We start from the raw sequence: 18,652 nt of genomic DNA on the forward strand, positions 1-18,652 counted from the left end.
GATTTTTATTAAAAATTTCGTAAAGGATTTTAGAAAATCGTTTATGAAAATAATAAGCAAGTACATTTTAACACGATTTTCTAAAAACGGAAAGCATTTTGATATTCCTAAAGAACAACGCCGAGTAATTCCAAAATTTAAAAATCGTCGTAAGATGATTGTAATTTGTTTTTACTCATTATTAGCTATTTTGTTAATTCTTTTATTAGCTTCTTTTATTAAAGCTACAAGAGCAAATAATGACAGTAAAGAAGCAGTTAATAAAACGAATATGATTCAAAAAAAGTATGAAGATAATGCGAATACAGTTCAGTATAGTCCTAAATTAAAGTTATATGCTGATAAGTTTATTGATACGTATATGAATATCTCGAAAGATTCAAAAGAATTGGAATCTAGAGAAAAAGAATTGTTGAAATATTTTCCATCAGATTATAAAAAACCTGATGAAAAAATTTCAGATACAGAACGAAAATTGAATAGTAAAGAATTTTATAATATTAAACGTAAAGATAAACAAACAATTATACAGTATATTGTTAATTATGATGTGAATATTACTGAAAAGAAAGAAGTTAAAGTTAAGAAGAAAAAGAAAAGTGAAAAAGATAAAGATGAGTATGAAACAAAAACAGAAGAAAAGCAACGTAAAGTAAATCAAAACATTTTAATAAATATACCTATTAAGAGTGAAAATAATAAGTATGTTGTTGTTGAATATCCTTATTTTACGCCAATCCCTGATAGTCAATTGAATAAAGCTAAAATGGTTGAGGATAATTTGAAAGACAATAAACGGGAAGACAATCCGAAAGCAAAAGCTTTTATTGAAGATTTCTTTAATAAATATGCTTCTAGTAAGTCTGATGATATGGCCTATTTAATGGATAACCCTGAGGGCTTAGAAGGAACTAGAGAAGTTTCTCAGATAAGAGAAATTAGGTTATATCCAAAAGGCGATGATTATGTTGCTAAAGTTGAAATTTTGATGAAAGATAAAGATTCTCCTTTGGAGAATTTGGAGCATTACACATTAGATATAACAAAAAAAGATGGTAAATATTACGTTAAAAATATGACTAATTCTATTGGAGGTTAATGTTATGAGTGGTTTATTTAATTTTTTTGTTTTAGGTGCTGACCGTCCATCACTTGGTGGAGTTGGTGACTGGATAAGTAATGAAGTAGGTACGGGTATTGGTTTAGTAGTATTGGTTGTTGGTATTGTAAAATGGGCTAGTGGTAAATATGGGCATATGGTTATATTATTTGTTGTTGGTGGCTTTTTATTCTTAGTTTCTAAAGGTCCTGAACAGGTATTTAATGCGATTGCAGGTGTTTGGAAAATGATTTTTGGCGGTTGAGGTGATTCCATTTGGATAAAAAAGCTTATAATTTAAAGCGAACTTTTGAACAACCGATAGTTATGTATGAATTTACAGATAAGTTTCGTATTAATAAGGGTTTTCGTTTAGATTTTTGGGCTACATTTTTGATTGTGTGGTTTATATTATTTTTGTTATTTTGGTATTTATTACAGCCTGTAATTATGTCGATTGGTGGACTTATGTTTATTTACTTTACGGTTGCACCTTATTATATAACGAAATATATTGTTAAGTTAAAACAAGATGGAAAGAAATTATTTTTCTTCTTATGGGATTTTGTAATATTTGTTTTTAATGTGCAATTAAGAAAAGTTAAATTAAGTTATGATGAAGAAGTAGAATATCATGATAAAAAAATAACATTTAAATAGCCCCTATTGGGGTTATTTTTATTGGAGGGATGACATGAATTTAAAAGCACCGTATGCAGGTTTAAGAGATAATTTGTTATTAACGAAAACTGGCGAAGTTTGGGCGTATTATCGTGTTCGTTCTGAGTCTATATCAACAGCAAATTATGATGCAAAAGAAGAATCAAAAAAGCGTATGCGTTATTTTTTAGAGTCGATTAAAGGTTATCAAGATTTTCATTTTGAAATGTATGACCACGATTTAGATTTGCGAAATAAATTTAAAGAAATTAGTAAAGATTTTGATGATGAAGCTTTTAATGTAGCTGAATATTATTCAAAAGAAACTATTGACGTATTAGAACAAGAATTACAAATGATTACGCATAATTCTTTTGTTATGGGTGTTAAAATACGTGAATTAGCTGACGATGCAGTTACACTTAAAGAGATTTTAAAAAGTACATTATCAGATACGGCTGAGCGTATTGTTTCGAATTTTGGTTTTGATGTGAATTTAGACGATAAAATTTTAGATAAGTATAAAACATTTGAACGAGATTTGGCTGATAGTTTTCTAGGTATTGGAGGCGAGCGTTTAACTGAGAATGAATTGGCTTATATTATTAGAAAGCCTTTTATTTCAAATGCAACACATGACGTACAGGAAGAATCTTCAAGAAGAGCTATTACAGATATTTATAATGCAGTAATTGACCCTACTCGCTTGAGTGTTTTAGAAGTTGAAAATGATAACGAGAAATTTTATACAACAACAGTTGTTGTTGATGATTTTCCGTTAGATATGGAATATACACATTTATTTGAGAAAGCTCAAAATATGCCTTTTCCGGTTGAATGCCATGTAAAAGCAAAAATCATTAATAATGAGAAAGTTAAGAAAAAATTTGACCGTGCGAAAATAAATCATAAACAACAAGCAAAAGAAAAGCAAGATACTGGCGACAGTGCTTCGGAAGATGTTCAAGATAATTTGTTTGTATTGAATCAAATGGAACGAGAAGTGACTGGCTCAGGTGTATTTATTGAGTGGGTATTTATGTTTGTAATTAAAAGTGATGATTATAGAGATTGTAAACGTAAAGCAAAGCGTTTGATGAAACGATTAAAGGAAACTCAAATATATGCAGTTAATCCATTAGCTGACCAGTTACAATTGTTTTATCAATGTTTACATGGTAATGATTTATTTATTAATAAGTATTGGTTACAAAGAACAACGGCAACAGGTATAGCAGAGAATTTATTTGGTGTGTCTCAAAGTTTGGGAACAAAAACGGGTTTTTATATAGGGCGTATTGATAAATTTATACGTTCTGTTTCACGTGAGGAAGCTGTTGCAAGTTCAAGGGATATAATTTTATTTAGTTTATTGTTGGCAGCAAAAGGTATTAAGGGGGCTGTCAGTGATAGTCCGCATGTTTTAATTACTGGTCAAACTGGTAAAGGTAAATCATTTTTAGCAAAACTATTGTGGATTTATACATCATTCTTTAAAGGTCAAATGTTGTACTGGGATCCAAAATCTGAGTTTGCAGAATGGTTTGATAGAGTAACAGAAAGTGAAGAAATGCAACAAAAGTATCCCCTATTTATTAATCATTTAAAAACATTTAAATATGTAACATTGAATTATGAAGATTCAACCAATTATGGTTGTTTAGACCCTATTGTATTTTTAGATGGTATTGAAGCCAATGAAATGTTGAAATCGGTGTTTGATGAAATTAAATCTTTTGAAAATTATCATCATATTGAAACGGCAATTTATCAAGCTATTTCTGATACGGTTGAAGAACGCGAAAATGGCAAAAAAGTTGGTTCATTAAATGTAATTGAAAAATTACAGAATAATGAAGATGAGCATGTAAAAAATGCAGGCGATTTATTATTTGAAAAAACGCAAAACAATATTTTAAAACTTGTTTTTAGTGATGGTACGAATCCAGCTTTAAATATTCAAGAAAAAGCAACTATTTTACAGGTTAAAGGTTTAGATATGCCTAAAGCAGATGATGATACATCAAGTTATTCAACAAGTGAGAAAAATGGGATTACATTAATGTTATTAATTGGTAAGTTTTTAGAGAAATTCGGTTCTCGTAGAGATGTTCAAACGACTATATTTATTGATGAGGGTTGGGCTTTTAGTGCTTCAAGACAAGGTAAAAAAGTTGGTAAGCGTATAAAAAGAACGGGACGTTCTGAGAATAATTCACTTGTATTTATTACACAATCGGTAAAAGATAAAGCAGATGATGATGGTGGTAACTTTGGTTGTCATTTTGCATTTGATGAAAAAGATGAACGTGAGGATATTTTAAAATCTTTAGGCTTAGAATATTCAAAAGAATCTCCTGAAAATATGGAGATGTTGAAAGATTTAAAGAAAGGTCAATGTATATTCAGTGATTTTTATGGACGTGTTGGAAAAATGGTTGTACATTGTCCATTTGAGGAAATGACTGAAGCATTTAGAACACAAGAAGATTCTGCAAGTTCTAAAGCAGAAGAAAAATTTGCGATGTAAAAAATTAAAAAGATACACTTTATTGAAGTGTATCTTTTAAACGAGGTGTTATAAATGATTGAAATATTTAAATCATTTATATTTATATTATTTGCATGGGTAATTTTTTATTGGATTATTCCCTATGGTATGTATTTAACGTTAAAACATAAAAATATGGAAAAGGAATCAATTATGCGTCACGATGTTTATTTGAAAAATCGTGACTGTTTAAATAAAGATAAGTAAAGAATAAGAATCCTGAAATACAAATAATGCAAGTGTCGGTGGCTATTTTATCATTAGTCATTTTTGCGATTAAAAAAATATTAAATTGTTGTGTTAGTAAACTGATTAACCATCCAAGTATTTCACCTATTCGAGATGGAATTATTATCTTGAAGACACAAAGCAGTATAGATAAATAAAGTAAACAAGCACAAACACCAATTAGATAAAAATAGAACAGATATAAATTATAAATCATATCAGAATTAATATTACTAAAAATTTTAGAGATATGGTTATTTGTAATTGCATTTAACATATCTTTGATGCCAACTAGTATTTTAGGTTGAAATATATAAGTGATAAATATAGCTATATTAATATACGTTAATATAAATAAAGCTGTACCAATATTTAACCAACTTAATTTAAATTTGTTCATAAGGAGGTCATCCTTTCAAATGTTTGTTTTGAATTGTATTGCTTCGTTATTTATTTTGTTTTTATCGATTAAACGGATTAAGTATTTACTAGATAAAGAAGAAAATAGACATAAAGTTGAAATTAATAAAATAAAAACAAATATATTTAAAAACATAAAATAATTTAAAATGATTATACAATAAGGTATAATACTTGTTAAGTACTTGACACATATTGTAAAAGGAGCGATTTAATATTGGAAGTTTTAAGTAATTTAACAATGAATTTTATTTTTGTAGGCTTTATTGTTATTAGTTTATGTATAGTATGTGTTTTTGTTTTAAATTATTTTTATAAAAATGATTATATTGAGTATTATCAATGGAAATCTTGGAAGAGAAAGCTTTTTATTATGATGTTTTTATTTATTGTATCAATAATTCTTTTATTTTTTGCACATCGATGTTTTGAGAAAAGTATTACTGATTATAATAAAAATATGGAAGAACAATTGGAAAATTAATATTTTGTTTTAAGCATGCACATTATTTGTGTATGCTTTTTATTTTTAAAGGAGTGCATATAATGGCAATGAATGAAATTGCTTTATTTAAAGGTATACGTATACAGCCTTATCAGAAGTATATTGATTTTATGTTTGCAGGTGCATTAGCATTTATTTTTTTGGTATATCGTATATACATTTTGTTTATTGATTATAAATCAGTTAATAAAAAATTGGATATATTGACGTTGTTTGCATATTTTAAACCGCATTTATTGTATTTATTGATTGGTACAGCAATTATATTTGTGATATGTAAGCTTATTGCTCAGTTTTTAATACGTTTTAAAACAAAAGATTTGGCTGAAATGATTGAAACACAAGGGTTTCATAATCGTACAGTAATCAAGAAAACAACTGAGTATATCCCTATTGATTATAAACAAACTGAATATGATTATTATCCAACAATGTTTTATAAGCGTGGTAAAAAATCTTTTGTTATTCATATTAAGAAAGACGGTTCGAGGTTTCAAGATAATTATTTAGAGTTAGAGACGATTATTGAACCAATGTTTAATTCTGAATTAGTAGAAAAAAAGCATATTGGTCGTTATTTGAGATATGAATTTATGCCACTTAAATATAAAAAGCGTATTGTTATGAATGGCGAACAAGAATCAAATACAATTTTTTATGATACAAAAATTGCTATTACGCATCAAATTACTTGGGATTTTGTGAAAGCACCTCATGGATTGGTTACAGGTATAACCGGAGGTGGTAAAACATATTTTTTATTTTATGTGATTCGTGAGTTATTCCGTAGACATTCAGAAGTACGTTTATTAGACCCAAAAGTTTCAGATTTGAGCTTTATGAAGCGCGTTATTGGTGATGATAAAGTTGCAGATACTAAAGGCCAAATATTAAAACAATTGAGAGAAGCTAATAATGAAATGGAAGAGCGTTTTAGATTAATGAATGATAGTTCGGATTATAAAATCGGGAATGATTTCCGTAATTTTGATATGCGCCCCTATTTCATTATTTTTGATGAGGTAACGGCTTTTACTTCAACTTTAGATAAAAAAGAATTACAAGAAATGAATGATTATTTAATTAATATTATTATGAAAGGTCGTCAAGCTGGTGTATTTATGTTTTTAACAGCACAAAGACCAGATGCAGATGTGATTAAAGGTAATGTGCGTGACCAATTAGGGTTACGTGTGTCTTTAGGTAATTTGTCAAATGATGGTTATCGTATGACCTTTGGTCAAACTGATAAAGAATTTCAAACGATTCATGATAGTGATATCGGCCGAGGTTATATTTCTATACTTGGACAATATAATGAACCAATTTTATTTGATGCACCTTTAATGGAACAGTATGATTTTGTAGAAGATGTGAAACAAATATTAAATAAGGAGTGATTTGATGAAGCATAAAAGTGTGTATCTTTTATGCTTTTTAATTTTGCCTATTCTGCTTTTAACATCTGTGAGTGCTTACGCTGTTTCTAATCCAGTTGGAGAGCCCTCACATGCAGTTAAGCCAAAAATTGAAAAGTATGATTTATCACATTATCGTTCAATATATAGTGAAAAAGGCGACTGGAATCCGTTTGGTCAAGAAGAAATTTCACGACAAATTAATAATGTGTCAGATTTTTTCTTTTCTATGACTAAGATTTTAGCAGGTGTTACAGATTATGCGATTGAAAATTTATTTCAACTAGATGTTATTAATGATTTTGCGGATAAAATCGGCGATTTTGTTGGCGATATATATCAAAAGTTATTGAGTAATTTAGCATTAACATTATTTATTATTGTTTGCTTTAACGCATTTATTATTTTTAGTGTACAAGGTAATGCAAGAGAAGCATTAAAGCGAGCGTTTTTAATTATGTGTTTGATTGGTTTTGGTGTTGGTATACTTGCGAATGCAGGTAATATTATACGTGGTACAAACAATATTGGTAAGGATTTGAATAATATAATTATGAATAGTACATCTTCTATTGATGGGAATATTGATTATATTCATGAGAATTCAGGTATGAATCATATACGTAATCAATTATTTGATATGACGATATATAGAACATATTTAGTAATGAATTATGGAACTGTAGACGAAAAAGAGATAAAAGCAAAAGGTAAAGACCGTATTGATAACATTTTAAAACAAGATTTTTCAAAAAAAGGACAAGATGAGATTGATAAAATTGTAAAAAATGAGGTTGAGAAAAAAGATAATAAATATATGACGCAAGGTTATGTATTTCAAAAGTTGGCTATTTCAGTGATTGGCTTTATTATTACTGTTTTTATGTCAATTGTATTTTTATCAATTAGTTTTGCGAAGTTGATTTTTTCTACATTTGCTTTATTTTTATTCTTATTTTTAGTATTCAGTTGGATAGTGAGTTTTATACCAGGATTTGAATTATCTGTTTTCTCTGCGTTTGCAAAAACGTTAGGCTATATTATTTTAAGTGCTTGTATGACATTCTTATTTGTGATAGTTGGTTTGTGTATCAAGCTTGCAAATAGTTTTATTGAACCGGATAGTCAAAATGCTTATTTTTTAAATTCAATATTTATAATTGTAATATTGTTTGTAATGTATAAAAAACGGGCTCAAATTATCAATTTTGTAAGTCGTGGTAATATTAGTTTTTCTCCTAGTGCAATTGGTGCTGGTGTGATGAATCGAACACAAGAACGTTTTAATAAGATTCGTCATGAACAAGCGCAAAATAAGAAAGCTAAACGAGAAAATCAAAGAGATGAACCCGCCCCACCACTTCAAAATGATAATGATTTAAGAAGAAGACAGCAGGATAAACCAATGCCTTTATTTATAAATAAAGATAATCAAAAAAATGGTAATAAGCGAAGAGAACAACAAGAGTCAATGAATGGTAACGATGTAAAATCTGCTTCTGTTGAATCAAATGCAAATAATTATTCTAAACAACCACAAAAAGCATCACAGCAAGAACATCAAGTACGAGAAACAAGACAGCGAAAAGATATACAAAGGTCGTCACAAGTGGTTAATCAGCCATTAAATAATGAGAATCATTCAATAAATCGTAAAGAACAGAAGTCAGTTCAAACTGCTTATGATACTGATGTTCAAAAACGACAAATACAAAATGCGACACAGAATCAACAAAGTAGACAATCTGGAAATCGTAATCAACCTATTACACGTAATTCTCAGTCAAAAGACCGTCTAAAAGAGCAAAAGGATATCAATAAGTATGGTAAATAAAAAAGATATTGCTAAAAAAGTAATAGGTAAAACGCCAATAGGTGTTAAATTGAAATTAGCGAAAGTCATCATCATTTTGTGTGTGGTGGCTTTTTTTACATTTCCAGTAATTGTAATGTTTTTGTTAGCGCCTGATTCAAATAAAGATAAAGATGATGCTGGTTGTACTGTTAGTGGCGGTAATGTTTCGGCAAATGGTATTGATAAGTTTAATGAAAATGCTAAAGGTGGAAAATTAGAGGGTAAAGGAAAAGAAATACAGAAAATTGCAGAAAAAAATAAAGTACCTGTGAATATTTTTATGGCTATTATTGCGAGTGAATCACAATGGGGTAAAGGAGAAAATGCGACAAGACAAAATAATCCTTTGTCTGTTATGGGTTCAAAATCGATTCATGATTCAACATATCCAACTATTGAAGACGGTCTTAATGCGGGAGCTAAAAATTTGTATGATGTTTATATTTCTAAAGGTTTAGATACTCCTAAAAAAATAGGTCCCAAATATGCGCCTGTTGGTGCGTCAAATGACCCTAATAATATGAATGCCCGTTGGATACCAACAGTTGAAAAAATTATGAAAGATTTAGGCGGTTCAGAAGCTAAAACGTCATGTAGTAATGGTAAAGGAAAGTCTATAAAGTTTAATGGTAAATTGCCACATTGGTCAAATGATGACCCTGGAAAAGGTAATTTATACACTGCTGGTCAATGTACTTGGTATGCATACGGTATGCGTCAAAAAATGGGTAAACCTGTATCAACTTATTGGCATGATGCACATAAATGGAATGATAGGGCTAAGGCTGAGGGTTATAAAGTTGATAAAAATCCGGAACCTGGTGCATTATTTATTGCTGAACAAGGTGCAGGCGGTCATGATGGGCATTATGGTCATGTGGCTGTTGTTATTGGTGTAAGTGATGGTGGTAAAACATTTAGAATAACAGAAATGAATTGGGAAGGTGCTTTTAAAGTTAATGAACGTACATTGAAAATGACTGATGGATATAGTTTTATTCATGATAAGGAGTGAAAATAAATGAAGCAAAAAATTATTATGTTTACTCTTGTAACAGTAATATTATTTTGTGCTGTTTTAATTGGTTATCAGATTCCTAAACAACAAGTTAAAATGAAACAAAATCAAATTGAAGATTTACAGGAAGAACAACGTATATTAAGAGATAAAAATGGAGAGTTAAATAAACTAGTAAAGAGACAATCAAAAACAGTTATTTCTGATGAAGAAAAGCAAATACGTGAAGTTTCTTCAAATTTTGTTAAACAGATGTTTGAAATGAAAAAAGATTCTTCTTTTAAATCAAAAGCACCACAAATAAAGCCTTTAGTTACAAAGGATTATTACGATACATTATTTAAGGATTCTAAAGATAAATATGATTTATATGATGATATAACCGTTAATGATATTCATGTTTATTTTGATACGTATGACCCTAAAAAAGATAGTTATAAAGTTTTTGTTCAGTTCGACGAACGTATTGAAACAGATGGAGATGATAAAATTGAACATCGTCAAACATCTGCACAATTGGATTTAGTTCGTACAGCTGAAGGTTGGCGTATTGATAATTTAAAACGTTTCAATTTAAAACCTCTAGGACGTTAGTTTGTTTCAAGACGATAGCAATGATATAATTTACGTAAAAAGGAGTGAATTTATCATGAGGCGATGGTTTGTATTAATTTTAGGATTAGTTATATTATTATCTGCATGTGGTCAGAAATATGATAAAGAGATTGATGCAGTTTTAAATTCTGAAAGAAAAAGTATGAGTGAGTCTTCTTTTAAGAAGCCTGAAAAAAGTAATAGTGATTTTAAAGTATATGAAGATGGTAAATTTATAACTATTTCTTTTGTTTATGATAAAGATGGTACAGTGTGGACAAGTTTATATAAAAAAAATGAGACAACAGATAAATATGTAAAAGTTGAAGATATGAACGAAAAAGAATATCAAAGTAATCATAAACCAGTTTATGAAGAAAATAATATGAAAAAATAAAGAATCAACTCCCTATACGCTTTAGCGGTGGTATCGGGAGTTGATGAACATATATCCTCTTATAACTTATTTTATAAATAACCTTTTTAAAAGTAAAGGAGGATATACATGAAAAAAAGAAAAAAACGTAAAGAATTAGACTATAAAACACGTCTAGCTATCGCAAAGTATTTAAATGATGGTTTAAACATCATTCAGATTTCTAAGATTTTAGGTCGTGATGATGCAGTTCTTTATAGAGAAGTAAATAAGCGTTCTGTTGATGGTGTTTATAATCCTTTATTAGCTGAGGAAGATGCTATAAAATCGCGTAGTATTTCAGATGAACAGGTTGCTAAACGTAGACGTTTGAATGATGAAACAAAAGCATATATTGAAGAAAAACTTTCATTAAAATGGTCTCCTAGACAGATAGCAAGTCAAATTGAAAAAGATACAGGGTATTATATAAGTTATCCTACTATATATAGATATATTCGCAATGGATTGGTAAAAGTTGATGTTAAACGTGATATGAGACAAGCAGGCAAGAAATATAATAAGTCTTCTGAAAAGCGTGGCAAATTAGACGTAGGGTCTCGTGTTATAAAGTATCGGCTCAAAAAGTATTAATAATCGTGAAGAATTTGGACATTATGAAATTGATACTGTTTGGAGTGTTAGACCATCAACATATTGCTTGTTAACTATTATTGAAAGAAAGACAAGATATTTATATGCTAGTAGATTAAATACACGTAAATCCAATGTAGTTTGTAATGAGATTATAAATATTATGAAACCATTATTACCCAAAAGTATAACTATGGATAGAGGTAAGGAGTTTGCTCTATTTGAACAAATAGAAGATGAATTGAATTGTAGTATTTATTTTAGTGATTTGGGTTGTCCATATCAACGTGGTTCTATTGAAAATGCAAATGGACTTTTAAGACAGTATTATCCTAAAGGTACGGATTTTGCAAATATAACACAAAAGTCATTAGATGAAGCTGTTAAACAAATTAATGCACGGCCTCGAATGATATTTGACTATAAATCGAGTGAGGAAATGCTAAAGTACCATGTAAGCACACAAAATTGTGAACCTATATTAAATGACTGTGTGAGGCACGAACCCGTCAATTAATATAGGTTAATCTAAGCGAATGGTTTACAATGAGCGCGGAAGGACAGGACGAATAAATTTTGTATATAAAATGCATAATCTAAAAAGAAGCATACTATTTAAATCTGTGGTTTTTGATAGATATTACTAGTAAAATGCTTCTTTTTCTTCTTCTGTACTCTTTTAGTAATATTTATTAAAAAAATTTAAGAAATTCTCATTTTTCTATTGACACACTGCCATTCAATAAAAATTGATTGTAAAACAGTAAATAATATATAGGTAAAGTGATAAAACCAATCATGATAATTCTGCGTTTTAATAAAGTTAAATGTAAGTAACGCTCACTTCTTAATAAAAGATATATAATCATTGCAGAAATAATGCATAAAATAATGACCTGACTAAAAATCACACCATAAGGGAGTGATGTGGATATCATTTCCGCAAATTTAGAAAATATGCCTTGATTATTAGAAACTTGTTGATATTCTGAACCTTCGAATAAAATTTTACGGTAATTAGGATTCGAAAACATAATAATTGTACCAATAGTGGCAATCATAAATGAAAACAATAACTTATAGTTAAGCATGCGATTCGCCGTGAAATCATATAAAAATGCTAATATTAAAATTAAGCAATGAAATAGCGTTACATTTTCCATGAATAACTGTCCAAAAAAGCATAATACATAAAATAAAACGGTAATAGCGACAGGTTGTTTCTTCTTATATATAATTGCATTGATGCAATAATAAATTATATATAGAGATATTAGGGTTGACGTTGCATAATTGTAAAATCCAGCAAACCACCCATACGTATCAGCATAAATTGTACTTGGTATAATTAACATAAGTGAAAATGCTAATAAATAATAACTCGCCCAGTCTTTACATTGTGTAATAAGCATAATCATCCAAATGATACCTGTGCTTATTAGACCAAATGACAGCCAACGCAACCAGCTGACATGGACCGCTATTATTTCAAAAATATTTCCAATGTAACGGCCATTTAGTGATGCAAATCCCACTTTTAAAATATCAGTATTGTAATTGCTAAACCATTGCAAATCATCGTGCATGAGTGGTAATAAAATACCCATAAAAGTATAAAACAATAATATCGCAATTAATATCATAGTTGTTTTGTGTAATTGAATTGTTTTCACTTTATTAATCCTCAAATCTAGTTAAATTTTCCTCAACTTGTAGGTTGAAAAATTAAATCACTGTTTAAAGTTAGTTATCATTTTCACCTATTCATGTTTTCTCAATCAAATTAGATAAACGAGGTATTTAAGTTCACTTATCTTCACTATATAATATTCGCCCCTCGTCTTAATACATATGCGAATTTATATACCTAATTTTTAAAACATTAAAATTTAGTTTTATTTTCGTTCAATTAAAACTTATCATTTTTTCACATAAGCATCTATTTTTAGACCGCTTCTAAAATTTCTTTATTATAATAAATATATTATAAAATTGCTTAATTCACAACAATCTATTGTGTCGTAATGTGTTCAATATTCATTCAAGGTTCATAATTAAAATTAAAAGATACTCTGAAAAATCACTTGAAAGTGACTTCATACATCATTACTACTTTTGATTATTTTCATTTATTCAGTACATTACAAAATGAAAAAAGGTAACAACAACGTGCAAAAACACGTGCTGTTACCTTTATATTGCCTATGCTTTATAATCTTTTAAAGTAACTTTAAAAGTTGAACCTTGTCCAACTTGACTATTAACTTCAATGTTTCCTTGGTAAGCTTCAACGATATGCTTGGTAATTGATAATCCCAGACCTGTTCCACCTGAGTCACGACTTCGTGCCTTATCCACTCTATAAAACCTTTCAAAAATTCGTTGTTGATCCTCTGACTTAATGCCAATACCAAAATCTTGCACTTCAAAAACAACGTTGAAATCATCACGATATACTCGAACGTCTATTTCACCATTTTCAAATGAATAGTTAATCGCATTCGTTAACAAGTTCGTAATGACTTGCGCGATTTTACTTTCTTGAGCTTTTACAATAACATCTGTTTGTATGTCTGTATGAATTTTAATATTTTTTTGATTTGCTTGCGTCATCATATTATTTATAATACGCTTTGTTAAATCTGATAAATTCATATATTCTGTATCTAGCTCAGCATGTTGTTCGATATGTGATAAGTCTAAAAGATCTGTTACAAGAGATTCAATTCTGTTTGATTCTTTTAAAATAATGTTTAAAAACATATCTAATGATTCCGAATCATTTTTAGCGCCATCAATTAGCGTTTCTGCAAAACCTTTAATTGAAGTAATTGGCGTCTTTAATTCATGAGAAACATTTGCAACAAATTCCCGTCTTAAATTTTCAAGTTGTTTTAAATTTGTAATATCATGCATAACAACAAGAATACCCTGTAAACTTTTTTGTGATCTTGTTAAAATCGGCACACATGAAATATCAAAATACTTGGTATGTACTGTATTAATTGATACTTCTAATTGTTCGTATATAGGTTTTTCAATTTTAAAACTTTCTAAAATTAACTGTTCTATTTCTGTATTTACATAACCATGGTAGCTGATTTGTTCAATATTATGCGAAATATTAAATTGTTCATAATATGCTTTATTCGCTACTACAATTTTTCCATTTCGATCTATCATTAAAATTGCGCTTGGAATATTTTCAATTGTCGTTTTTAATCGATTGGATTGAATTTTTTGCTCATTATTTAACTTTTGAAGGCGTCTGGCTAAATCATTAGTTGATACAAAAAGCGCTTTAGTCTCAACAACATTACTTTCTGGTACACGAATGTGATAATAACCATTTGCTAATAATTGTGTTGCATATGTTACCTCTTGAATCGGGCGGATTAATGTTCGTTTAAAACTTCGACTCGCAAAATATAGACAAATAAGGACTATTAAGCATGTTAGAATTAGGTATTTCCATAATGTCCAATGCATATCAGAAATATCATTATTGTATCCTTTAATCCAAACATGATAATCGTTAACGTTCTTATTAAATGTAAAAACATCTTTATTCTGAATATAACTATCTTTTGTCTTTGATGCTTTCAAATGACCACTTTTAAAAACGATTTTATCATTTTTAGTAATCAATAAATCAACATTCTGTTGCTTAACAATCTTTTTAAGTTTATTAATTTCATTATCTTGCAATAAATATATATAGGATCTTGCATCTGTAGTTAGAGCTTGTTCATGTTTTTCAGATAAAACGTAAGTGATGGAAGCATGAATAATAATGCCTAATGTGACAAAGCTGATAATCAAAATTGTGCTTATCAACAACATTAGGCGATGGTGAAACTTCATCATTATTCTTTTGGTCTTTCTAATTTATAACCTAAACCACGTACTGTTTTAATAAGTTGTGGCTTCTTAGGATTATCTTCTAATTTATCTCTTAGATGACTAATGTGGACATCAACGATTCTTGAATCTCCAGCAAATTCATAATTCCATACTGTATTTAACATGTGCTCTCTCGTAATAACTCTACCTTGTCTTTCTATTAAATAAAGTAATAATTCAAATTCTTTCGGAGTTAGCTCCAACAACTCGTTGTGCTTATATACTTCGAAATAATCTGGTCTAATTCGTATTGATCCGATAGTAATATCATCTTCAATTTCTTCTACTTCTTTTACAAATTGTGAACGTCTTAAAATAGCTTTCACACGTGCAACAACTTCTCTAGGTGAAAAAGGTTTAGTCATATAGTCATCCGCACCTAATTCTAATCCTAAGACCCGGTCAAATTCATCATTTTTTGCCGTTAACATTAATATAGGGACTAAATTTTTATTCGTTCTAACTGTCTTACATACTTCAATGCCATCTTTCTTAGGTAACATAACATCTAAAATAATTAAATCCGGCTGTTCATTTTCTACCTTTTCTAAAGCTTCATCACCATCGAATGCGACAACAACTTCATAACCAGCAGTTTCTAAGTTATATTTAAGTAATGTTACGATTGAATGTTCGTCATCTACTACCAACACTTTTTGCGACATAGTATGCCTCCCTAACTTATAATTATATTTACATTATAACCGAACTTTTTATAAAAATAACATCCTACACATTATCTTTACACATTTTTTACATTGATTTACATATAATCAAACATTCACTTCTTACTTCCTTAACAATTCTAATATAAATTCATTTCCAAGTATGACATTATATATTGTCCATGTGTAATTAAAAAGGTGAACCTAGCATTTCATTTTGCCAGGCTCACCTACATTTATCGTCTTATTTTAAATTTTTAATTAATTCATCTGCAAAAGCTGAAGTTGAAACTTCTTCAGCACCATCCATTAATCGAGCAAAATCATAAGTTACAACTTTTGAAGCAATAGTATCTTCAATAGAATCTGTAATCTTATCTGCCGCTTCTTGCCATCCTAAATGTTCTAACATTAGTACAGAACTTAAAATAACAGAAGATGGATTCACTTTATTTAAGCCAGCATATTTTGGTGCAGTACCATGAGTTGCTTCAAAGATTGCATGACCTGTTTCATAATTAATATTTGCACCTGGAGCAATACCTATACCACCAACTTGTGCTGCTAATGCATCTGAAATATAATCACCATTCAAATTCATTGTCGCTACAACATCATGCTCAGCTGGGCGAGTTAAAATTTGTTGTAAGAAGATATCAGCAATTGAGTCTTTAATGATGATTTTGCCTTCTTTTTCAGCTTTTTCTTGTGCAGCATTTGCAGCATCTTTACCTTCTTTTTCAGCAATTTCATCATATTGTTGCCATGTGAAAACTTTATCTCCAAACTCGTTTAGCGCTAAATCGTAACCCCATTGTTTAAATGAACCTTCAGTAAATTTCATAATATTACCTTTATGAACTAAAGTTACTGATTTACGATTATTATCAATCGCATATTGGATTGCTGCTCTAACTAAACGCTCTGTTCCTTCTTTAGAAACTGGTTTAATACCAATTCCTGAAGTTTCTGGGAATCTAATATTCGTAGCTCCCATTTCGTTTTGCAAGAAGTCAATTACTTTTTTAACCTCAGGTGTCCCTTCTTTAAATTCAATACCAGCATAGATATCTTCAGTATTTTCACGGAAAATAACCATATCAACATCTTGAGGACGTTTAACCGGTGAAGGCACCCCTTTAAACCAACGTACAGGTCTTAAACAAGTAAATAAATCTAACTCTTGGCGTAATGCTACATTTAATGATCTAATTCCCCCACCGATTGGCGTTGTTAATGGCCCTTTAACTGCTATTAAATATTCTTTAATTGTGTCAAGTGTTTCTTGTGGTAACCATTCGCCAGTTTTATCAAATGCTTTTTGACCTGCTAATACTTCTTTCCATTCAATACGTTTTTCACCGTTATATGCCTTGTCAACTGCGGCATCTATAACACGACTTGCTGCCTCCCAAATATCTGGTCCAATACCATCACCAATAATAAATGGAATAATTGGTTCATTTGGTACGTTTAATCCTTCAGTTCCTTGAGTAATTTTTTCTGCAGTCATAGTTATTTTACCTCCAAAATTTACATCTTCATTTTTATTTTGTTTCGATTAATTTCTTTCTTCAAGCGGGATATATTTACGATTAGTTTCGCCAATATATTTTGCTCTAGGACGCATAATTCTGTTGTCTTTGTATTGTTCTAAAATGTGAGCAATCCATCCTGCAGAACGACTCACTGCAAAGATTGGTGTGAATAAATCATGTGGTATTTCCATACAGTGATAAACACTTGCACTATAAAAGTCAACATTAGGAATTAAGCCTTTTTCTTCAGCCATTCTCTTTTCCATTTTCACTGACATTTCAAATAATTCTTCACGACCAGCATCTTTCGTAATTTGACGGCTCATTTCTCTTAAGTATTTTGCTCTAGGATCGCCATCTTTATATACGCGATGTCCAAATCCCATAACTTTTTCTTTATTAGCAAATCTTTCATCTAAATATTTATCAACATTATCGATTGACCCAATTTCAGACAACATTGTCATAACTTGTTCATTCGCGCCACCATGTAATGGACCTTTTAGTGAGCCTACAGCAGCTACAATTCCTGAATACATATCTGATAATGATGATACCGCACAACGTGCTGTAAATGCTGATGCGTTCAACTCATGATCAGCATGTAAAATAAGTGCTTTATTGAATGCCTCAACTTCAATATCTGTTGGTATTTCCCCACGTAACATATATAAGAAGTTTGCTGCATAACTTAAGTCTGGATTTGGCTTAAGCGGCTCTTTGTCTTGTCTCACTCTAGCAAAAGCTGTAACTAATGAAGCAACTTTAGCTTGAATTCGCATTGCTCTTTCATAACGATTTTCATCTGATTCGTTCTCTGCATCCGGATCAAAATGAGCAATATATGATAGCGACGTACGTAATGCTGTCATCGGATGCACATGATCAGTTACATACTCCTCAAAATGTGTATATACACGAGGATTTAATGTCATGTATTGATTTAATTTCCCCTTTAAATGAGCTAGCTCTTCTTTATTTGGCAATCTGTAATTCCATAAAAGAAAAATTACTTCTTCAAATTGCGCATTTTCAGCTAGATCATCAATATCATAGCCAGCATAAGTTAATTGACTATCAATAATTGAACTTATTTTAGTCTCCGCTGCGATAACCCCTTCTAAACCTCTTTGTAATTCTGCCATGATAAATTTCCCCTTTACTGTTTCTTTATGAAATGGCTTTCAAC

At 29.8% G+C, this 18,652-nt stretch carries 17 protein-coding genes and 1 pseudogene; 12 read left to right on the top strand and 6 right to left on the bottom strand.

The features are described 5' to 3' along the window. Positions 1–43 precede the first annotated feature (43 nt). From SAMSHR1132_RS07990 to SAMSHR1132_RS08005, 4 genes are read left to right on the top strand one after another with little or no spacing between them, the layout of a single operon-like run. Entirely contained in the window at positions 44–1,099 is a 1,056-nt protein-coding gene (locus SAMSHR1132_RS07990) for a conjugal transfer protein (RefSeq protein ID WP_000692002.1), read from the top strand. 4 nt (positions 1,100–1,103) lie between these two features. Continuing rightward, positions 1,104–1,364 (top strand): TcpD family membrane protein, encoded by a 261-nt coding sequence (locus SAMSHR1132_RS07995; protein ID WP_000015639.1) that lies wholly within the window; start codon positions 1,104–1,106, stop codon positions 1,362–1,364. 11 nt (positions 1,365–1,375) lie between these two features. Then, complete coding sequence (locus tag SAMSHR1132_RS08000) at positions 1,376–1,759, top strand: TcpE family conjugal transfer membrane protein (RefSeq protein ID WP_000358144.1); 384 nt, start codon at positions 1,376–1,378, stop codon at positions 1,757–1,759. Between the two features lie 34 nt (positions 1,760–1,793). Continuing rightward, positions 1,794–4,289 carry an ATP-binding protein gene (locus SAMSHR1132_RS08005; protein WP_001049261.1) on the top strand — a complete coding sequence of 832 codons (2,496 nt, stop codon included), beginning with the start codon at positions 1,794–1,796 and terminating at the stop codon, positions 4,287–4,289. Positions 4,290–4,461: 172 nt separating this feature from the next. Here the strand turns inward: SAMSHR1132_RS08005 and SAMSHR1132_RS08010 are convergent, their stop codons facing one another. After that, a complete protein-coding gene (locus SAMSHR1132_RS08010; protein ID WP_001031902.1) occupies positions 4,462–4,938 on the bottom strand; it encodes a hypothetical protein in 477 nt (158 codons plus the stop codon). Between the two features lie 237 nt (positions 4,939–5,175). On the opposite strand from SAMSHR1132_RS08010, the gene SAMSHR1132_RS08015 reads away from it, so the two are divergent. The 8 genes from SAMSHR1132_RS08015 to SAMSHR1132_RS08050 all read left to right on the top strand — a co-directional run bounded on the left by SAMSHR1132_RS08015 (position 5,176) and on the right by SAMSHR1132_RS08050 (position 11,874). Further along, complete coding sequence (locus tag SAMSHR1132_RS08015) at positions 5,176–5,442, top strand: hypothetical protein (RefSeq protein ID WP_000453449.1); 267 nt, start codon at positions 5,176–5,178, stop codon at positions 5,440–5,442. Positions 5,443–5,504: 62 nt separating this feature from the next. Continuing rightward, entirely contained in the window at positions 5,505–6,863 is a 1,359-nt protein-coding gene (locus SAMSHR1132_RS08020) for an FtsK/SpoIIIE domain-containing protein (protein WP_001251192.1), read from the top strand. 4 nt (positions 6,864–6,867) lie between these two features. Then, positions 6,868–8,715, top strand: coding sequence for a CD3337/EF1877 family mobilome membrane protein (locus tag SAMSHR1132_RS08025; RefSeq protein ID WP_000681159.1), 1,848 nt, complete (start codon positions 6,868–6,870; stop codon positions 8,713–8,715). Further along, a complete protein-coding gene (locus SAMSHR1132_RS08030; RefSeq protein WP_000247474.1) occupies positions 8,705–9,751 on the top strand; it encodes a CHAP domain-containing protein in 1,047 nt (348 codons plus the stop codon). Before SAMSHR1132_RS08025 ends, SAMSHR1132_RS08030 begins: the two co-directional genes overlap by 11 nt. Before the next feature lie 6 nt (positions 9,752–9,757). After that, positions 9,758–10,348, top strand: coding sequence for a hypothetical protein (locus SAMSHR1132_RS08035; protein ID WP_000810443.1), 591 nt, complete (start codon positions 9,758–9,760; stop codon positions 10,346–10,348). A 55-nt stretch (positions 10,349–10,403) separates the two neighbouring features. Beyond that, positions 10,404–10,745, top strand: a complete 342-nt coding sequence (locus tag SAMSHR1132_RS08040) for a cystatin-like fold lipoprotein (RefSeq protein ID WP_001255377.1) — start codon at positions 10,404–10,406, stop codon at positions 10,743–10,745. Between the two features lie 108 nt (positions 10,746–10,853). Continuing rightward, on the top strand, positions 10,854–11,357 hold the full coding sequence (locus SAMSHR1132_RS08045) for a transposase (RefSeq protein WP_000746375.1): 504 nt from the start codon (positions 10,854–10,856) through the stop codon (positions 11,355–11,357). A gap of 28 nt (positions 11,358–11,385) precedes the next feature. Then, complete coding sequence (locus tag SAMSHR1132_RS08050; RefSeq protein WP_164022204.1) at positions 11,386–11,874, top strand: IS30 family transposase; 489 nt, start codon at positions 11,386–11,388, stop codon at positions 11,872–11,874. Positions 11,875–12,079: 205 nt separating this feature from the next. Here the strand turns inward: SAMSHR1132_RS08050 and SAMSHR1132_RS08055 are convergent. The 5 genes and pseudogenes from SAMSHR1132_RS08055 to SAMSHR1132_RS08075 form a co-directional block, all read right to left on the bottom strand. Beyond that, positions 12,080–13,030 (bottom strand): annotated as a pseudogene (locus SAMSHR1132_RS08055) (hypothetical protein); the annotation flags it as partial. 529 nt (positions 13,031–13,559) lie between these two features. Then, the gene (gene pnpS / locus SAMSHR1132_RS08060) at positions 13,560–15,221 is read right to left on the bottom strand and encodes a two-component system histidine kinase PnpS (protein ID WP_096001343.1); all 1,662 of its coding nucleotides are present in this window, start codon (positions 15,219–15,221) and stop codon (positions 13,560–13,562) included. A gap of 2 nt (positions 15,222–15,223) precedes the next feature. Further along, a complete protein-coding gene (locus tag SAMSHR1132_RS08065; RefSeq protein WP_000080027.1) occupies positions 15,224–15,925 on the bottom strand; it encodes a response regulator transcription factor in 702 nt (233 codons plus the stop codon). A 244-nt stretch (positions 15,926–16,169) separates the two neighbouring features. Then, complete coding sequence (icd, locus tag SAMSHR1132_RS08070) at positions 16,170–17,438, bottom strand: NADP-dependent isocitrate dehydrogenase (protein WP_000123159.1); 1,269 nt, start codon at positions 17,436–17,438, stop codon at positions 16,170–16,172. A 48-nt stretch (positions 17,439–17,486) separates the two neighbouring features. Further along, on the bottom strand, positions 17,487–18,608 hold the full coding sequence (locus SAMSHR1132_RS08075; RefSeq protein ID WP_000829163.1) for a citrate synthase: 1,122 nt from the start codon (positions 18,606–18,608) through the stop codon (positions 17,487–17,489). Positions 18,609–18,652: the final 44 nt, after the last annotated feature.

Origin of the sequence: Staphylococcus argenteus, assembly GCF_000236925.1 — a bacterium.
Lineage (GTDB): Bacteria > Bacillota > Bacilli > Staphylococcales > Staphylococcaceae > Staphylococcus > Staphylococcus argenteus.

Bases quoted from the DNA above. Each gene is read 5' to 3' on its own strand.
- SAMSHR1132_RS07990 (WP_000692002.1), top strand. From the start codon at position 44: ATGAAAATAATAAGCAAGTACATTTTAACACGATTTTCTAAAAACGGA.
- SAMSHR1132_RS07995 (WP_000015639.1), top strand. From the start codon at position 1,104: ATGAGTGGTTTATTTAATTTTTTTGTTTTAGGTGCTGACCGTCCATCA.
- SAMSHR1132_RS08005 (WP_001049261.1), top strand. From the start codon at position 1,794: ATGAATTTAAAAGCACCGTATGCAGGTTTAAGAGATAATTTGTTATTA.
- SAMSHR1132_RS08010 (WP_001031902.1), bottom strand. From the start codon at position 4,938: ATGAACAAATTTAAATTAAGTTGGTTAAATATTGGTACAGCTTTATTT.
- SAMSHR1132_RS08020 (WP_001251192.1), top strand. From the start codon at position 5,505: ATGGCAATGAATGAAATTGCTTTATTTAAAGGTATACGTATACAGCCT.
- SAMSHR1132_RS08025 (WP_000681159.1), top strand. From the start codon at position 6,868: ATGAAGCATAAAAGTGTGTATCTTTTATGCTTTTTAATTTTGCCTATT.
- SAMSHR1132_RS08030 (WP_000247474.1), top strand. From the start codon at position 8,705: ATGGTAAATAAAAAAGATATTGCTAAAAAAGTAATAGGTAAAACGCCA.
- SAMSHR1132_RS08035 (WP_000810443.1), top strand. From the start codon at position 9,758: ATGAAGCAAAAAATTATTATGTTTACTCTTGTAACAGTAATATTATTT.
- SAMSHR1132_RS08040 (WP_001255377.1), top strand. From the start codon at position 10,404: ATGAGGCGATGGTTTGTATTAATTTTAGGATTAGTTATATTATTATCT.
- SAMSHR1132_RS08045 (WP_000746375.1), top strand. From the start codon at position 10,854: ATGAAAAAAAGAAAAAAACGTAAAGAATTAGACTATAAAACACGTCTA.
- pnpS (WP_096001343.1), bottom strand. From the start codon at position 15,221: ATGAAGTTTCACCATCGCCTAATGTTGTTGATAAGCACAATTTTGATT.
- SAMSHR1132_RS08065 (WP_000080027.1), bottom strand. From the start codon at position 15,925: ATGTCGCAAAAAGTGTTGGTAGTAGATGACGAACATTCAATCGTAACA.
- icd (WP_000123159.1), bottom strand. From the start codon at position 17,438: ATGACTGCAGAAAAAATTACTCAAGGAACTGAAGGATTAAACGTACCA.
- SAMSHR1132_RS08075 (WP_000829163.1), bottom strand. From the start codon at position 18,608: ATGGCAGAATTACAAAGAGGTTTAGAAGGGGTTATCGCAGCGGAGACT.